At 61.7% G+C, this 17,300-nt stretch carries 11 protein-coding genes; 6 read left to right on the top strand and 5 right to left on the bottom strand.

All coding sequences use genetic code 11. From position 1 onward, the window contains the following. The first annotated feature begins 110 nt into the window (after positions 1-110). The 6 genes from HBF25_RS03415 (at position 111) to HBF25_RS03390 (ending at position 7,872) form a co-directional block, all read left to right on the top strand. The gene (locus HBF25_RS03415) at positions 111-2,495 is read left to right on the top strand and encodes a TonB-dependent receptor plug domain-containing protein (protein ID WP_166946547.1); all 2,385 of its coding nucleotides are present in this window, start codon (positions 111-113) and stop codon (positions 2,493-2,495) included. 55 nt (positions 2,496-2,550) lie between these two features. Further along, positions 2,551-3,105 carry a sigma-70 family RNA polymerase sigma factor gene (locus HBF25_RS03410; RefSeq protein ID WP_166946546.1) on the top strand — a complete coding sequence of 185 codons (555 nt, stop codon included), beginning with the start codon at positions 2,551-2,553 and terminating at the stop codon, positions 3,103-3,105. Next, entirely contained in the window at positions 3,102-4,082 is a 981-nt protein-coding gene (locus HBF25_RS03405) for a FecR family protein (protein ID WP_166946545.1), read from the top strand. Before HBF25_RS03410 ends, HBF25_RS03405 begins: the two co-directional genes overlap by 4 nt. Positions 4,083-4,149: 67 nt before the next feature. Beyond that, positions 4,150-6,579, top strand: a complete 2,430-nt coding sequence (locus tag HBF25_RS03400) for a TonB-dependent siderophore receptor (protein WP_166946544.1) — start codon at positions 4,150-4,152, stop codon at positions 6,577-6,579. A gap of 7 nt (positions 6,580-6,586) precedes the next feature. Continuing rightward, positions 6,587-7,711: a PepSY-associated TM helix domain-containing protein gene (locus tag HBF25_RS03395; protein ID WP_166946543.1), complete on the top strand. Its 1,125-nt coding sequence runs from the start codon at positions 6,587-6,589 to the stop codon at positions 7,709-7,711. Next, a complete protein-coding gene (locus tag HBF25_RS03390; protein ID WP_166946542.1) occupies positions 7,708-7,872 on the top strand; it encodes a hypothetical protein in 165 nt (54 codons plus the stop codon). Before HBF25_RS03395 ends, HBF25_RS03390 begins: the two co-directional genes overlap by 4 nt. Positions 7,873-7,957: 85 nt before the next feature. On the opposite strand, the gene HBF25_RS03385 is transcribed toward HBF25_RS03390, so the two are convergent. From HBF25_RS03385 to HBF25_RS03365, 5 genes are all read right to left on the bottom strand, one after another. After that, entirely contained in the window at positions 7,958-9,856 is a 1,899-nt protein-coding gene (locus HBF25_RS03385) for a CocE/NonD family hydrolase (protein WP_166946911.1), read from the bottom strand. Between the two features lie 224 nt (positions 9,857-10,080). Continuing rightward, positions 10,081-10,716 carry a hypothetical protein gene (locus HBF25_RS03380; protein ID WP_166946541.1) on the bottom strand — a complete coding sequence of 212 codons (636 nt, stop codon included), beginning with the start codon at positions 10,714-10,716 and terminating at the stop codon, positions 10,081-10,083. Further along, positions 10,716-12,503, bottom strand: coding sequence for a S8 family serine peptidase (locus tag HBF25_RS03375; protein WP_243853015.1), 1,788 nt, complete (start codon positions 12,501-12,503; stop codon positions 10,716-10,718). Before HBF25_RS03375 ends, HBF25_RS03380 begins: the two co-directional genes overlap by 1 nt. A 271-nt stretch (positions 12,504-12,774) precedes the next feature. Next, positions 12,775-13,413: a hypothetical protein gene (locus HBF25_RS03370; protein WP_166946540.1), complete on the bottom strand. Its 639-nt coding sequence runs from the start codon at positions 13,411-13,413 to the stop codon at positions 12,775-12,777. Beyond that, complete coding sequence (locus HBF25_RS03365) at positions 13,410-17,168, bottom strand: RHS repeat-associated core domain-containing protein (RefSeq protein ID WP_166946539.1); 3,759 nt, start codon at positions 17,166-17,168, stop codon at positions 13,410-13,412. Before HBF25_RS03365 ends, HBF25_RS03370 begins: the two co-directional genes overlap by 4 nt. Positions 17,169-17,300: the final 132 nt, after the last annotated feature.

The following is a 17,300-nucleotide window of genomic DNA, read 5'->3' as shown; positions in this document are numbered from 1 at the left end:
TCGTCGCTGATGCACTGAGTTTCCGGCCGGCACCTGCCCGGCCCACGCCTTTCTTTCGCGCAACGCGGCCTCCGGTCGCGAACGCTCCCCTGTTGCCAAGGATATTGCCCATGAGGACCTCTCACGCGGGGCGTTCCCGCCTCGTCGTTTCGATCCTGATTGCACTCGCGGCAGGCGCAAGCCATGCCGACGAGGCGCCCGACAAGGATCCGACCCGCCTGCAGACGGTCGTGGTGACCGGTACGCGCTCGGTCAACCGCAGCCAGAGCAGTTCGCTCTCGCCCATCGACATCGTGACTGCCCAGGACCTCCAGTCATCGGGCGATACCCAGCTGGGGGCCGTCCTGTCGCGCCTCGTGCCCTCGCTTAACTTTCCCCGTGCACCCGGTAACGACGGTTCGGGCATCGTGCGGCCTGCCGCGCTGCGCGGGCTCTCGCCCGATGAAACCCTCGTGCTGGTCAATGGCAAGCGCTGGCACACCGGCGCCCTGCTGAATCTTCAAGGTGCGCTGGGTCGTGGTTCCGCGCCAGCCGATCTCAATGCGATTCCCGTGTCGGCCATCGACCATATCGAAGTGCTGCGCGACGGCGCCTCGGCCCAGTACGGCTCCGATGCCATCGCCGGCGTGATCAATATTGTTTTGAAAGGCGCAGCTACGCAGGGCAGCAACGAGGCCAGCATCACCGCCGGCCGCTACAGCGCGGGCGATGGCAGGCAGTGGCAGGGCGATGCGAGCATCGGCGTGCCACTGGGTGGCGACAAGGGCTGGGCAAGGCTGAGCGTGGTGCAGGGGCACGCGGATACCACCGATCGCGGCGGCCGCGATGACCGGGACCCCACATCGCCGGTCTATGGGCAGAAGACGCAGCGCATCGGCGAACCGGATATCCGTACCCATCAGGCACTGCTCAACGTGCAGTACGCCGTGGCACACAACGTCGACTTCTACGCCTTCGCCAGCACCAGCAGTCGCGAGGGCACGTCGCCTGCGCTGTTCCGCACGTACAACAGCAGCCGCAACATTCCCTCCATCTACCCCGATGGCTACCTGCCCCTCAATGACGTGCGTTCCATCGATAGTGCGGTGGTTGCCGGCCTGCGCGGTACCACCGATGGCGGTTGGCGCTGGGATATAAGCGGTAACTACGGACGCAGCCGCGTGAGCATCGACCCCACGCACACGCTCAATGTGGACCTGGGCGCCGGCAGCCCCACGCGCTTCGATGCGGGCCGCCTCGTGGCAACGCAGAAGGCCGTCGATGTCGATATTGCAAAGGACCTTTCCGTCAGCTGGCTCACGAACCCGTTGACCCTCGCCTTCGGCGTGGAATACCTCTACCAGGGTTATCGCATCGCGGCAGGCGAGCCGGCCTCGTATGTCGGCACGGGATCGCAGGGTTTTCCGGGGTTCCAGCCGGGTGACGCGGGTTATCACGGCCGGCATGACGTGGCCGAGTACATCAGCCTGGAAAATCAGATCACCGAAAAGTTGAGCGGTTCGCTCGCGATACGCCACGAGGACTATACGGATTTCGGCAAGACCACTTCGGGCACGCTCTCCGCGAGATATGACTTCACCGATACCTTTGCCTTGCGTGGTACTGCGGCCACCGGCTTCCGTGCCCCTTCCCTGCCCCAGCAGTTCTATTCGACCACCTCGACCAATGTCATCGGCGGCGTGCCGACGCAGATACGCAACTTCGCGGTGAACAACCCGGTGGCGCAGGCGCTCGGCGCGGAGCCGCTGAAGGCTGAGAAATCGCACAACTACACCCTGGGAGCCGTGTATGCCCCCGGCGCCTGGACGGTATCGCTCGATATCTACCAGATCACCATCGGTAACCGCATCGTCCCATCGGAAAACCTGGTGGGCGACGATGTGCGAGCGTATCTCGACAACCACGGCTTCCCCGGCATCCAGGGCGGCAGCTACTTCACCAACGCGCTGAAGACCCGCACCCGCGGTGTCGATCTCAGCAGCGGCTATCGTTTCGACTTCGGCAGCGCAGGCAACCTCCAGCTGAGTGCCGCGTACAGCCGGAACCATACGTCGATCCTCTCGGTCGCCGCCAATCCGCCGCAGCTGGCGCAGAACGGCCTGGAGCTGGTGCGCGTCGGCCACATCGCACAGGGCTACATCACCGACGGCGCGCCCAGGGACAAGATCGTGCTTGGAGCCGACTACGGGGTGGCCGGCTGGAGCCTTCATGGCGGGCTCACGCGTTACGGCCAGTTCCGGGTCAACCAGGATCCGGTAAGCAATCCCGGCTACGACCAGATCTTCCCGGCACGCTGGCTGCTCGACCTGTCGGCGAGCTATGCGGTGGCAGGCTGGTCGTTCACGGCAGGCGTGGACAACCTCACCAACGTGTATCCGCAGAAGTACCGCGCCGGCAGCGATGGTGCCGTAGGCGGCACGTGGCCTTATCCGGATTACTCGCCATTCGGCTACAGCGGCCGCTATCTGTATACGAGGGTGGCTTATCGCTGGTGATCCCTGGCCTTGAGGCAAAGGGTCTTCGACCCTACAATGCGAATGATTCGCGTTAATGACGCCTCTTTCCTTCGTGCCGGCGATGAGCCACCTTCCGACATCTCCGCACCGGTCGCCGCTGGTCGATGCGCTCCAGACGCATTACCACTCGCTGCTCGTGGCCGCCGCCCGGGTGCTCCGTTCGCGTGACTGCGCGGCCGACGTCGTGCAGGACGCCTACCTGAAGGTGGTCGCCATGGGCGATACGGGGAGCGTGGCCAATCCCCTCGCCTTCCTGCACCGGATGACGCGGAACCTGTCCATCGATCTGCTGCGCGAACGCGAGGTCCGCGAGCGTCACGTCGATAGTGGCCAGTTGCCCGAGCAGGTGGCCGATGCCTCTCCCGGTGGCGAGCGGCGGGTGATGGGCCAGCAGCGACTGGCCCTGCTGGCGTCCATCGTCGACGAGTTGCCGCCGCGATGCCGGGAAGTCTTCCTGCTGCGCAAGGTCGACCTCCTGCACCCGGACGATATCGCCGGGCACCTCGGTATCAGCCGCAACATGGTCGAGAAGCATCTACGCAAGGCGCTGGTACACTGTCAGGCCCGCCTGGAAGAACTGGAAAGATGATGCACGCGCGCCGCAAGGATGCCGCGGAAACCCTGCGTGAAGTGGCGGCCGAATGGGCCATCCGGATCGACGTCAACGACCTGACCGATGCGGAGAACGCCCGGCTCGACGCATGGCTCGCGGCTGACCCAGCCCACGCTGCCGCCCTTCAGCGGGCGCTGTTGCTGTGGTCGGAGCTGGATGGCGCCGCCACCGTGGCAGGCGTGCGGCGGCGTGGAAAGGCGCATGCGGCGCTGCGTACGCGTGGCCGTCACCGTCGCAGGCAGCTGCTGGCTGCTGCCGCGGCGGCAGCCATCGCCTTCGTCTTCGGCACGGGTGTGGTATTCCGCCAGGATCTGGGTATCTGGCTCCGGGCCGATATGCATACGGGCACGGGCGAAAGCCGCTCCGTGAACCTGGCCGGCGGCAGCACGCTGAAGCTGGATGCACGCACCGCCGTGGCCTTTCATGACGACGCGGGCCACCGGGTGGTCGAGCTGCTCAGAGGCCGGGTCCAGGTCGACGTCGGCCATGCCGATCCCCGGCCGTTCCATCTGCGCGTCCACGGGGCCGAGGTGGTGGATATCGGCACCGTCTTCCAGGTGGACTCGCGTAGTGACGAAACCGAAGTCAGCGTGAGCCAGGGCAGCGTCAGCGTCAGCAGTGCCGGCCAGACCAGTACGGCCAGCGCCGGGGAAAGCCTGGTCATCGACGCCGACGGCCTGCCCAGCCGGGCCTCCACGGCCGATATCGACTCGCTTACGGCCTGGACGCGCGGGCGCCTCATCTTCGAAGACCTGCCCCTGACCGACGTCGTGGACGAACTCCAGCGTTATTACCCCGGCCGCATCGTCATCGTCGATGCCGGTGCCGGCCGTCGCCGGGTCAGCGGCGTCTTCGATGCCTCAAGGCCCATGGACGCCCTGCGCGCCATCGAGCGCAGCCTCCACTTGCGGCTGCATCAGTGGCCCGGAGACATCGTCACCATCGACGTGTAACCGGGACATCCTCTTTTCGATGGCTCGCCCGTCATAGGAATGAGTCTCACTTCCCGGATCCCTCCGAATGCCCGTTTCGTCCCGTCGACACCCCCTTGCCTCGCCTCTTTTCCGCCGCGGCATGAGCCTGGCCATTGCCGCCGCCCTGGCCCTGGGCGCAAACGGTGTCTGTGCCGCAGGGGCTGCCCAGCGCACCGCCGAGTTCCATATCCCCGCCGGCACGATGACCCAGGCCCTCAACCGCTTTGCCGAGCAGAGCAACCTCAACCTGCTTTACGACGCGTCGCTGACCCGCTCGCTCCAGGCACCCGCACTCGACGGCAGCTATGAGCCGTCGCAGGCTCTCGACCGCCTGCTGGCCGGTTCGCCGCTGGTCGCCCGCGTGGAATCCGACGGCTCGGTCCGCATCGAGCGCGGCACCACCCTGGGGGCGCCGGCCGCAGCCCCCACCCAGGTACCGGTCCGCCAGCGCGGTACCGCACACGGCCGCGTCGAGAACCTCGATGCCGTGGACGTGCGCGCCACGTCTTCCGGCTATGCCGCGCAGCAGATCCAGTTCGGCAAGCTGCCGACCGATCCGCGCGAAATCCCCAGTTCGGTGTCCGTCGTGACCCGCCAACGCATGGACGACCAGAACATGGTGACCGTGGCCGAGGCGCTGAACCGTTCCACGGGCATCACCGCCGTGCCCTACGGCATGGGCACCTCGTATTTCCAGGCGCGCGGTTACCAGCCCGATGTGCAGTTCGATGGCATTCCCGCGAACAACGGTCTTCAGTACCAGTCGCAGTTCGACCTCAACATGTACGAGGCCATCGAAATCTTCCGCGGGCCGGCCGGCATCCTGCAAGGCCAGGGCAGCCCGGGCGGCACGGTGAACCTGTTGCGCAAGCGTCCCGGCGACACGTACTCGCTGCTGGGTTCCATCTCGGCCGGCTCGTGGAACAATTTCATGGGCAACCTGGACATCACGGACCGCCTCAATGAATCCGGCTCGATCCGTGGTCGCGCCGTAGTGTCGGCACAGGACACCGATTACTTCTACGACAAGGCCCATTCCTCGCACCAGATGCTCTACGGCATCGTCGACTTCGACCTGTCGCCGGATACGGTGCTCACGCTGTCGGCGGCCGCGCAGCGTGAAGACCACAGCCCGCTGGACTGGGGCCAGTCCGTGCTCGCGGTGCCCCCGCACGGCAAGGCGCTGGACGCGCCCCGTTCCCAGTTCTATGGCACGAACTGGAGCACGGACGAGCCGCACATGAATGACCTGTACGCGGAACTGCGCCATGCGTTTTCCGATACGTGGCAGGCCAAGGTGGCTATCGACCGCCGTTCCAGCAGTGATCATTCGCTCTATGGCTACATCAGTGGCCTGATCCTGCCCAACGGCAACATGGGCAATTACCTGCTGCAGCGGCAGGAGACGAATCTCGACTGGACCGGCGTAGACGCCAGCGTCTCCGGTCAGTTCGACCTGTTCGGCATGCCGACCGATACCACCTTCGGCCTCGACTACGCGCAGAAGCGCCAGGACGGCTACAGCGGCAATGAAACGCTGCCCACACGCGTTGATGTGCTGAATCTCCCGGACATTCCGCGTCCCGACATCGCCTATGACTCGCACGACAAGTCGTTGACCAAGCAGTACGGCGCCTATGGCGAAGTCCGTCTTCATCCGGTTGAAGACCTCAGCGTACTGGTAGGCAGCCACTTCACCTGGTATCGCAACCGCAACCAGGGCGGTTACCCCTACCTTGGCAGCTGGCAGAACGATCCCGGCGTGGATCACAAGGCAGCCCCCTACCTGGGCCTGGTTTACGACATCAACAAGAACCTGTCGGCCTATGCCAGCTACACGAGCATCTTCGTGCCGCAGAACAACCTGCGTTATGGCGGCGGCACGTTGAAACCCCGTACGGGCAAGCAGTACGAAGTGGGCCTGAAGGGTGCCTTCCTCGATGGCATGTTCACCGGCTCGATCGCCGCGTTCCGCGTGCGTGACGAGAACCGGGCGGTCAATGATCCCGAGCACATCACCTACTTCATTTCGGCCGGTCGCGCGCAGAGCCAGGGCTGGGAAGCGGAGATCAACGGCCGCCCCCTGCCGGGCTGGGACATCTATGCCGGATACACCTACCTGCTGACCACGGTGAAGGACAACACCAACGGCATCGCCAGCATCCTCGACACGGAAGAACCCAAGAAGACCTTCAAGCTGTGGACCACCTACCGCTTCACCGGTGGCGCACTGGACGGTTTCCGTGTCGGTGGTGGTGCGCGCGCCGTCAGCAGCACGTCGCGTGGCACGATCACGCAGCAGGGGTACTCGGTGTTCGACGCGCAGGTGGGCTACCAGTTCAATCCGTCGTGGCTGCTCACGCTCACTGTGAACAATGTCTTCGACAAGAGCTACTTCGCCCGCGTGCCGGCCTCTTACTTCGGCATCTATGGCGATCCGCGCAGCACGATGCTCACGCTGCGCAAGACGCTCTGACCTGACCATGGCCAACGGACGCTCCCTCAGGCGCTGGCAATGGGTGCACACGTGGTCCAGCCTCGTGTGCACGCTGTTCCTGCTGATCCTGTGCATCACGGGCCTGCCCCTCGTCTTCCACGACGAACTGGACGACTGGCTGCACCCATCGCCAGTCGCTGCCGGGGTCGACAATGTCGCCCCGGCGGTACCGATCACGGCGATCCTGGAGCAGGCGAAAGCCCGCTACCCGGACGACGGCTTTTCGTTCCTGAGCTTTCCCGACGACGAGGCCGTCGTCACGGTCGGCATGCTGGCTCATCCGGGAACGGCACAGGAGAGCAATCACTGGCTTAAGTTCCATCCGGTTACCGGCGTCCTGCTGGATGATCCGATGGAGCACGGCCGGCGCCGCGTCGAATTTCTTGATGTGATGCTCACCATCCACAACAGCCTTGTTGCGGGTTTGCCCGGCACCTTCGTGCTGACCGTCATGGGATTGTTGTTCGTGGCGGCCCTCGTGACGGGCGTGGTGTTGTATGTGCCCTTCATGCACCGGCTCGCGTTTGGCACCGTACGCATGGCGCGCAACCGGCGTGCCGGATGGCTCGACCTGCATAACCTGCTCGGCATCGCCACACTGGCCTGGATGGCGGTGGTCGGTATAACCGGCGTGATCAACACCCTGGAGCGCCCACTCTTTGCGGTCTGGCAGGCGCGCGACCTGCAGGCCATGCTGGCCGGCACGGGTCGCTCGGTGACCCAGGGCAATGCCTGCACACCGGAACGTGCGCTGGCGGTGGCGGATGCCGGCACCCCTGCTGGCCGCCGCACCAGCGTGTTATTCCCGAGCGAGCGAGCGCATCATCCCTTTCATTACCTGGTGTGGTCGCATGGCGATACGCTGGTGACGAAAGAGCTGCTCAGCGCCGTACTGGTCAGCGCCGATACCTGCACCATTGATGCCCGCGCCGAACTGCCCTGGTATCTGCGCACGCTTGAGCTCTCGCGTCCCTTCCATTTTGGCAACTACGGCGGGCTGACGCTGAAGGTGCTCTGGGCCCTGATGGACCTGGTGACCATCATGGTGCTGGTCAGCGGCCTGGTCATCTGGATCGGCAAGCGCCGCGGCCGCAAGGAGATCAGCGCATGAGCCCTCTGAGAGGCGGACCCGCCTGGTGCGCCGTCACGACGCTCACGGGGCTGGGCGTGGCCCTGCTCGGCCCCGAAATACTGCGCCTGCCCGCCGTGCTGCTCGTGGCAGTCCCCCTGATCCTCATCATCCGCCACCTCCTCCGCCGCCCCCCATTGTAGGAGCGCGCCTGCGCGCGACAGGTAGTGTCGAAACGATGATGATGTTCGCGACAACCGGTCGCGCGCAAGGCGCGCTCCTACAGGGTTATTGCGTTTTGATTGTGGGGATTTCGATGTAGGTGGGATCTTCGCCGCCGCGGAATACCTGTTGCGTGGCGGACTGGTAATCGCCGGGGCTGGCCAGGAAGATGTTCGGCACGAACTTCTGCGGATTGCGGTCGTACAGCGGGAACCAGCTCGACTGGACCTGCACCATGATGCGGTGACCGGGCAGGAAGACGTGGTTCACGTTCGGCAGGCTGAAGTCGTACGGCAATGCCACGCCGGATGCCAGCGGCTGCGGCTTGTCGAAGCCCGTGCGATAACGACCACGGAAGATATCCATGCCGATGCCCAGCTGATAACTGCCCATCTCCGGCTGCTCGCCTACCTGGTCCGGGTACACGTCGATGAGCTTCACCACCCAGTCGCTGTCCGTGCCGCTGGTACTCGCGACCAGGTGCACTTTAGGTGCGCCGTTGATGCGCAACGGCTCGTGCAGTACCGGGCTCGTATAGGTAAGCACATCAGGCCGCGACGAAGCCTCGCGCTGGTCATCGGTAAGCCAGTGCTGCCACGACGGCCCCTGGATCGGACCCACGGGACGCTGCCGGTAAGGCACCGGGTGCGCGGGATCGGACACATAGCTGTCGGAACCGGTGGCAGCCGGACCACCGCCGATATCGAGATGACCACCGGCGTCGGGCAGCAGGCGAACCGGCGTCGTGGCAGCCAGCGGCCAGGTCGAACCACTCTCCCAGCGATTGTCGCCGGTGACGAAAGCATTGACCTGGGCCACCGTTGCCGGTGCATCCTTCAGGTAATGCGCCAGGAACGGCCGCAGGATGTGCTCGCGGAAGTACAGGCTGGTATCGCTGCCGAAGCGCACGGCACCCAGGCTGCTGCCGTCGCGGATCTCCTGACCGTGAAACCACGGGCCTGCCGTGAGGAACAGGCGATGATCCGTATCGTGGTCCTTCATTGCGTTGTAGACGGCAAAGGCGCCATAGATGTCTTCCTGGTCCCACAGGCTCGCCACCAGCATCGTGGGCACGCTGACCGGTTCATGCGCGAGGATCTTGTCCACGGCCTGCTGCGACCAGAAACTGTCGTACGCCGGGTGCTGCACGATCTTGTTCCAGAAGCCCAGCTGTTCCATCCCATAGCGCTTCGCCAGCGCACCGGCCGAACCGGCATCGAGGAACATCTGGTAATCGTCGGCGTAGTTCGTCCACCACGATTCGCCGTTCTTGCGTGATGCCGACTGCTGGTAGATGTACATCAGGTTCTGCTGGCGGAAGGCGCCGTTGTGAAACCAGTCGTCACCCCGCCAGCCATCGACCATGGGGTTCATTGGCACCGAGGCCTTCAGTGCCGGATGCGGATGCACGATCGCCATCAGCGGCTCGAAACCGTCGTAGGAGATACCCATGATGGCCACGCGCCCGTTGGACTCGGGCACGTGCTTCACCAGCCAGTCGATCGTGTCGTAGGCATCGGTGGAATCGTCCACCGGCGTCGGGTTCGGTGGCCCGTGAAGCGGGCGATTCATCACGTAATCGCCTTCGGAACCATACTTGCCGCGGATGTCCTGCACCACGCGGATATAGCCGTCTTCGATCAGCACATGCGTGGCAAGGTCGTCGTGGCTGAGCGCGGCGTCGAGATGACCGCTCGCCACGCCGCTGGTCATCGCGCTGGCGTTGTACGGCGTACGGGTGAACAGGATGCCTGCGTTCTTCGCGCCCCTGGGCACGACGATAACGGTATGCAGCTTCACACCATCGCGCATGGGGATCATGACGTCGCGAACGTCGTACTCGTAGCCGTCATGCGTGGGCGTGAAATGCGCGGGCGTTTCGCTGGGCAGGTCGGCGTAGGCGCCCTTGACCGGGGGTGCCGCGAAAACGGGGGATGCGAGGACGACGGAAAGCGCGGCCACCATCAGGCGGCGGCGGAACAACGTGGACGGATTCAAAGCAGTGCCCTGTGGAATGGGGAAGGCCCCGATGCCACTCGGTTATAATATAACAATCAACGCGACGACAAGACTTGCGTAACTACTGACGAAGCACATGCATGAATCGTCCACATGATGCGGATATCGTCAAACCAATCGCTATTTCTTGCGAAAGAGGCGGGATGCTTCCCGCCTCTTCCGGGCAACGCTTACTGCTTTTCGCGGAAGTTCTCGATCACGTCCAGCTGCGCATCTTCCACGCCCTTCGCTCCCTTGATGCTACCCAGTGCCGTCTGTGCATCACCGACGGAGGCATAGCGGATCAGCGCGCTGCCATCCACGTCGGAGACCTGCACGATGTCGCCACCGGTCTTCTTCGCCAACGCACGGGCCGTGGCCGCATCCTTGGCGAACAGCTTCACGCGGGGGGCGACCACCACGGGTTGTCCCGAACGAAGATTCACCGCGACACCGAACGTATCGAGGTTCGCGTTACCGGGAGCCACGGCGGAAGCGCTGCGCGAGCTCACGGCCTTCTGGCTGGCGACACCTGGCGTACGCGGCACGATAAGGAACGGACCGACACTGCCCAGGGCATCGACGTTCTGCCCCTGGCTGCCGTTCGTCGTACGGCTGGTACGTGCAGAAGCCGCAGGCGGCGTCGTGGCGGTCGGGTCGGCGCGCTGGATGCCCGCATCGGGAATGATGCGGAACGTCGTGCTGCCCACGCTGAACTGCGGGCCGGTGGCGGCCTTGCCCAGGGCCTCGGAATAGTCGCTCTGTGCATGCGCCGCCGTCACGGCGAACAAGGCCAAAGCGAGGCTGATGGCTGTCTTCTTCATCATTAGTGCCCCACTACGCGAAGGTTGAAGGACTGCAGCTGCGCGCTGCCGGACGAATCGCTCATGTCGAGCAGCTGGAGTGTCCAGTTGCCCGCCGAGGTCTCATCGAGGAAGGCGTTGCTGGAGGTCAGATCCACCGCGAAGCCGCCCGAGGTGGCCGACAGCGTGGTAAATGCAGGCAGCACATAGCTCTTCGTGCCGCTGGGCGAGGTCAGGATCGCACGCAGGTTGCGCGGTGTCTTGTGGTTGGTCTGGAAGCTGAGCTGCACGGCCTCGACCTTTACCTTCTTGCTTACCGCAACGGTCAGCTTGCTCTTCTGGCTGCCGATGCCCTCGATGGCCACCGGGGCGTCCTTGCTGGCGAGCCAGCCGCTGTCCTGCAAAACAGGAAGGCTCTTGAAGTTGCGGGCCTTCTCCACGGCCGCGCTGGCATCCACCAGGCCGAAACCATACCAGTTGCTGAAGTGATGGCCGGCGGCGTTGGTGATCCAGCCCGGGTCCTGCACCGTGCCCTGATAGATGGCCTTCGGTTGCAGCGGATCGATCTGCCGTGCCGTCGTGGCAAGGATGTACTTCACGTCGCGTCCCGACAGTTTCGGATTCACGCCCAGCACCAGCGCCACCACGCCCGATACAGTCGGTGTCGCAGCTGACGTGCCGTTCATGCCTGCCCAGTAGTTGCAGCTCTTGTCGATGGTGGACTGGCTGGTGTCCAGCGCATTGTCGACTTCTCCATCGGCGCGATCGGCATTGGAACCCGCTGCGCATCCGGTGAGATCCGTAGTGACGATCGCCGGGTCATAGAACGTCGCCTTGGCCCATGCGCCGATGTTCGACAGGTCGGGGTAGTACTTCTTCTGGAAGCCGAACTCGCCGCCGATACCCGCGACCCAGACGGAAGAACCGGGCGACGAATAGGAAGCGCGCACACCGCTGGCATTCACCGAGGCCACTACCGTGGTGGTGATGTAATTGTTCGTGGGGTCCGTATTCGCCGACGAGCAGCCGACGTTGAGCTGCAGGCTGTCGTCCTGGCAGAGGTTGAAGCGGAAGCCGAGGAAACTCACGAGCAGGCTGCTGAAGTTATTGCCCGATGCCTTGAGGTAGATGCCGCCCTTGCCGTTGCGGGTGGACGACATCAGCTTTTCCCAGGACTTCGTTTCCGCCTGGCTTACCGCAGGATAAGCACTGGTAGTGATACCCCAGCTGTTGTTGAATGCATCGGCATCACGGGCTTCCGGACCATTGCCCCATGAATAACGGATATTGGTGTCCTGGTCGGTCTCGATGCCATCGGCATCCTCGGACAGAAAGTTGAAACCTTTCAGCTTTGCTTCCGGCGCCACGCCACGGCCACCGATGCCGTTCCAGCCCACCTCGGCAACGATGCCGGCTACCGACGTGCCGTGCTCGCTGTTCGGGTTGGTGGGCGTGGGATCGTTGGAGCCGTCGACGAAGTTCTTCGATCCGCCAATGACGACGTTGTCGAGCAGGTCCGGATGCCGGATCTCAAGACCGTCGTCGACGACGGCCACGATGACGCCGTTACCACGCACCTTCGCATCGTGCAGGGTGCCTATGTCGAGGTCGACACCCGCCACGGGGCGGGTATCCGCGATGACTTTCTGTCCTTGATTGCTCAGGTGCCACTGATATCGGTATAGCGGATCGCCCTTCACCACCGCGGCTTTTTTCGCCGCTACCACCTGTTCCGTAGCATGAGCATGGACACTGACCATGCCGGCGGCTGCCATGGCAAGCAGCCATACCGATCGTTTCCGTATATGCATCGCGTTCCCCTCGAGGGTTGGTCGGGTAGGTACACCTCACCTTGGGACGAGGCGGCATGCCTGTCCCGTCCCTTTTAGAACGTGATGTGTGTTGCCCTACCCTCCCCTTGAAATGTGACGGGGTTCGCGGTTGAGGCAAGTCGAGGAATGGGTCGCCCGATATAAGGATCGTGCAAATGTTGAGACAAGACAGGGATTGTCTCTAGATATGGCTCGGCGGTATTTACCAGGTCCCACGCAGATTTTTTGGGGGGGCGTTGACAAAGCCCGCCTACGGCGATGGCTTTTTCTTGGAAAGACGATTCATCCGCCGTTGTTTCTTAATCTCTTTCCCCAAAACGGGATCGTCGCGGAGCTCATGCAGCATCATTTTGGCTCGCGCGTTATTGGATCTTGCAAGGACATCAAGAAAAGCTAGGCGCTCAAAGCCGTAACGCGGATCGGCAACGATACGCATCACCTCACCGATCACCCCGTCGTCTGCAGAAGCACTCAAAGCGCACCCGGCAGCCCACCGGAGGCCGCTCGTGGCCTGGGATGGGTATTTCTCAAACAAATCAAGTAATTCAGGCCATCGAGGTCGAGAATCTGGAACCGCCAGTGCACGCAAAATGCCTTCAACGATTCGTTCCGGGTAAGGCTTGTACAAATGTTCGAACAAGACAGGAATCGCCTCAGGATATGGCTCGGCAGTGTTTACCAGGTTCCAAACGGAATTCACATCAAGTCCCGTCGCTCTTAGCGCCTCAACGAGGGGAGCTTGTGCTGCATCCAATTCGGCTTTGCGTTTCGCCAACTCCTCGCTTTTCGCTTTACGCATTGCTTGAAACTCATCCCACTTGCCTTCGGCTTTGAGTGCGGCATGAAATTCAGCAAGCGTTCTACGGCCACTTTTTTCTTGATCGCTCATTTGAAAGGAATCTCGTGAATATTTATGTCACCGGCAGCGGCTGCCTTTTCGAGGGTGCCAGTAAGCTTGGCGCCTGGCCTAACGAATAGATTGAACTCGCGCCCGGTGTCCTTGGCGAACTGCGCATAGTCGCGAAGCTGTGATGTATAGCTCAAGGATGCCACATTTTTTACCTCGTTGATCGTCGTATCGGTAATTCCATCGGGAATCCGCTTGACGCCGTTAACTACGATTTCTTCTTTTTTGCCAATATCAAACGCGGCTCGGACAGCATGTTCGCCTTCTTGCCCCAACCGGACCATTTTTGATCCGCCGCGCAATAATGGTACAGCAGCGCGGCCAAATTTTACTGGCGGCAAGGCGGATGCAAGTTCCATGCTCGCGCCAGCCATATCACTTTGGTTCGCATTAGACCAACCATTGCTGGAAATCTGGCTGACGCTTTCCGCGCCAAAAACCATCCATGCCGCATGTAACGTCGCCCAGCCAGCGCAGGAGACAGGACCACACCCTTCCGCACCTGAATTGATTAATTCGCCAACGCTTTCCCTTCCATCAGGGTCGGTAAACCGATAGGGGTTATTATTGGCATACCAGTAGGCATTGAAGTTCGCACCAGTATTTGCATCGGCTGTGACCGGGTCGCGAGACAGGAATCGTCCTATGCCTGGATCATAGTAGCGTTGCTGCATGTAACTGAGGCCGGTTGCCTCGTCCATCACATGCCCTGCGTAACCTACGCCCTGATAAGAGGGCTTGCCGGTCGGCTGGCCATAGGGCTCATAGTTGGTTCGCTCAATGACCTGACCTGCGCTGTCGGTCACAGCTACCGGGCTACCTAAAGCATCGGTATGCTGATACTTCGTTATCCAGGACTGTGTGGCGGTATTCCATTCGATGACCGCCAGCAAGTGCGCTCCAAGATAGAAATGCGGCTTGTTAAGCTTGCGGCGATTGTCTTGTTCATAGATCAATCGTCCATCCAGGCTGTATTGCGACAGAATCGCCCCATCAGGAGCCTCCGCAGCAATGCGTCTGCCATAACCGTCGTAACGATAGCCTTCACGTCCTGGTGCGGCGCGCAGCCGATTGCCATAGTCGAATTGATACGTTTGGCCATTCTTGTTGGCAAGGTTGCCTTGCACGTCATACGACAGGCCAACGATAGTGCCACCGCCACTGTTTTGAATGTTACTGAGTCGATTGGTGGCATCGTAGTAGTACGTGGCATAGTCCTTTACGCCGCTCAGCTGCCATGCCCTCAGATTGTCCAGCGCATCGTACGTATAGCGATGGCATCCGTCCGTGCCACCAAACATGGGTGAACAGGCGCGATACATCCGATCCAGGCCGTCGTAGGCCATCTGCCGGTTGTAGTTACTGCCTTGGATGTTGTCGTAAATGTGGTCGACATTGCCATCGGCGTCAAAGCTGGTTTCCAGATCCAGTACGTTGCCGTCGATGCTTCGCTCAGGTAGCTGGCGAAGATCTTGCACCATGGTGTGCTGGATGCCATTGCCGTAGACAAACGACTTGATGGCGCCATTGGGGTAATAACTGATCGCACTGGCAAGCGTTCCCCAGCTACTGTTGACGACGCTGGGCTGACCAAGTGCATTAGGCGCATAGCTCGTGTGAAAGCTGTCGGGGCTGGTTATTCCCGCCTGGTGCCCATACGCATCAATGTCGTAGCTGATGCTCCAGTTGCGACCATCGGGTTCACTGAGTGTTTCTTTGGTCAGCAGACGTCGTGGATCGTACTCATAACTATTGATGGCGGTTTTCGTGCCGCCTTCGTTCTGCGTGGTGATAGTCCTGGGGCGGCCATCGGGCCAGTAGGTCCAGTCCTGGTCACCATTGTGATCGGGAAAGCTCAGTGTCTTGAGTCTGTTCCGTTCATCATACATGCGGCCCACGACGCGCTGCGAAGCGAATGCCTCCTGATAGTTGCAGCTGTTAGGATCGGGCAGGTTCAAGCCACTGGCTGACCATGACAGGTTGCCCGCCGCGTCGTACTCCATCACTGTGGCGCCGGTTTCCGGCTCGATGACTTTGCATACCTCGTGATTTTCGTTGTATACGTAGCGGCGCGTCTGGGGGTTTACCGGTGGCGGCGGTGGTGGTGGCGGTACGCTGACGTTGATCGCGAGATTGGGAGTGAGATCCCCAAACCAGGTCACGCCTTCCTGCACCATGCGCCATTGGAAGTTGTACGTTCCGGGGGCGGCAGGAGCGGTGATGGGGAAGGTGAATGTAGCTATCTGACCAGGCGCGACATCGCCGGACAGTACCGCCCGGCCGAGCCCCCAAATGTGGTTGTCGCCGGGGTTCTGCGAACCCAGTCGGAAATTTGCGGCACTGGTCCAGGTCCGGCTGCCGGAATTCTTCAATTGAATCGTGACGGTCTGGGTGGTGCCCGTGGTCATCGAGCCAGCGACAGACTGCCCCACGAATTGAGCATTGGGCACAGCTGCCGGCACGGCGAGATTGCCCGAGCCATTGAGCAGATTGTTGCTTTTTCCCGTCGGCGATATGCCATGGATATAGATGCCGGCACCGGCGTACTGGATGCGCTGGGCTTCGGTGAGCTGGATGCTGAAGCGATAACTTCCACCTGCTACGTTGCAGGCACCAGCTACGGAAGCATCACTGGCCTGGTTGGCTACGTACCGGCCGATACCTGTGCCACTGCCGAAGGCGCCTCCCAGATAGAGGTCTACGTTGATCGATGAAGACCAGTAGGTTGAGCACGCCCAGCCGGTGACGATGCCATCCGGGGTTACACCATCGATATTTCCTACGACCGTCGAGTTGTAAACAACCAGGTTCGATCGATTGCTCCAGGCCGTATTGCCGAGATTGTCAACGGCGAGAACATCAATGCGGTGAGAGCCTGCGCCCGGCGTCCAGGCCAGCTGGTAAGGTTGGCCACGAACCGCCCCGAGTAAGTTGCCGTCGCCATAGAACTCAACCCGATCAATACTGCCGTCGGGATCGCTGGCGACGGCCGTCGTTACGATGGACGAGGAAGCATCGTAATAGACGCTTCCATTGCCCGGTGCGGTCAGCGTAACCGACGGCGGCAGATTCCCTCTGACGTCAACTGTGGCAAGGTCGTTATCTTCCCTGTTGCCTCGCAAATGAAATCGAAATCCAGTGCTGCTGATCCACGAAGCCTGCGCTGAATTTGACTGATTTCCGTTCCACCCATAAAAAGTCTGGGCTCCGTTATTGTTCAGATCGGTAACGATGACGGAATTCTGGGAAAGATCACCATAGCGGTTGGAATTCCAACTGATGGTCGTGCTGCAGGTCGCACTATTTACGGGAATATTGCATATGACGGGTGCTGCCGAAATGCTCCCGGAGGCGACATCAATAACATTGAATGAAAACTGCTTGCTTCCGCCGCCCGGTGCGCCGTCACCGGTGGCGGTAACGGTCACCAGATGATTTCCTGCGGAGAGATGAGGCAGCGGTGCGGAGAAAGCCTCGTCTCCATTGACATCGATGGGGTGGCCGTCGAGAGCCACCTGCAGGATGAACAGGATGCGGGGCGAACACTTCACTGTCCCTTGAATAGACAAGGAATCGGAGGTCTTGTAGACACCGCCTGCAGATGGTGAGTTGACGACGATCTGGCAGTTAGCCGCTCCTGCCGCCAGCGCACTACCCGACGCGACACACGCCAGAATAAACAGAATACATCCCAACCACCATCGAGCACCGAATCTGTGCCTGGCTTCGCGGTACATAGACAACCCCTGTAATTCCGTTCGTTGCCGAAAAACCCTTTCAGGCTTTTCATGACAAATCCCTGATTCAGGACAGGCGTTGCTTCTTCGAGCCTGTCCGGTTGAAAAGCAGCGACTGCGTCCCTCAGGTCG

The organism is Luteibacter anthropi (assembly GCF_011759365.1).
GTDB lineage: Bacteria > Pseudomonadota > Gammaproteobacteria > Xanthomonadales > Rhodanobacteraceae > Luteibacter > Luteibacter anthropi.
Note: the sequence above shows the minus strand (reverse complement) of the source record. Positions and strands in the feature narration are given on the sequence as shown.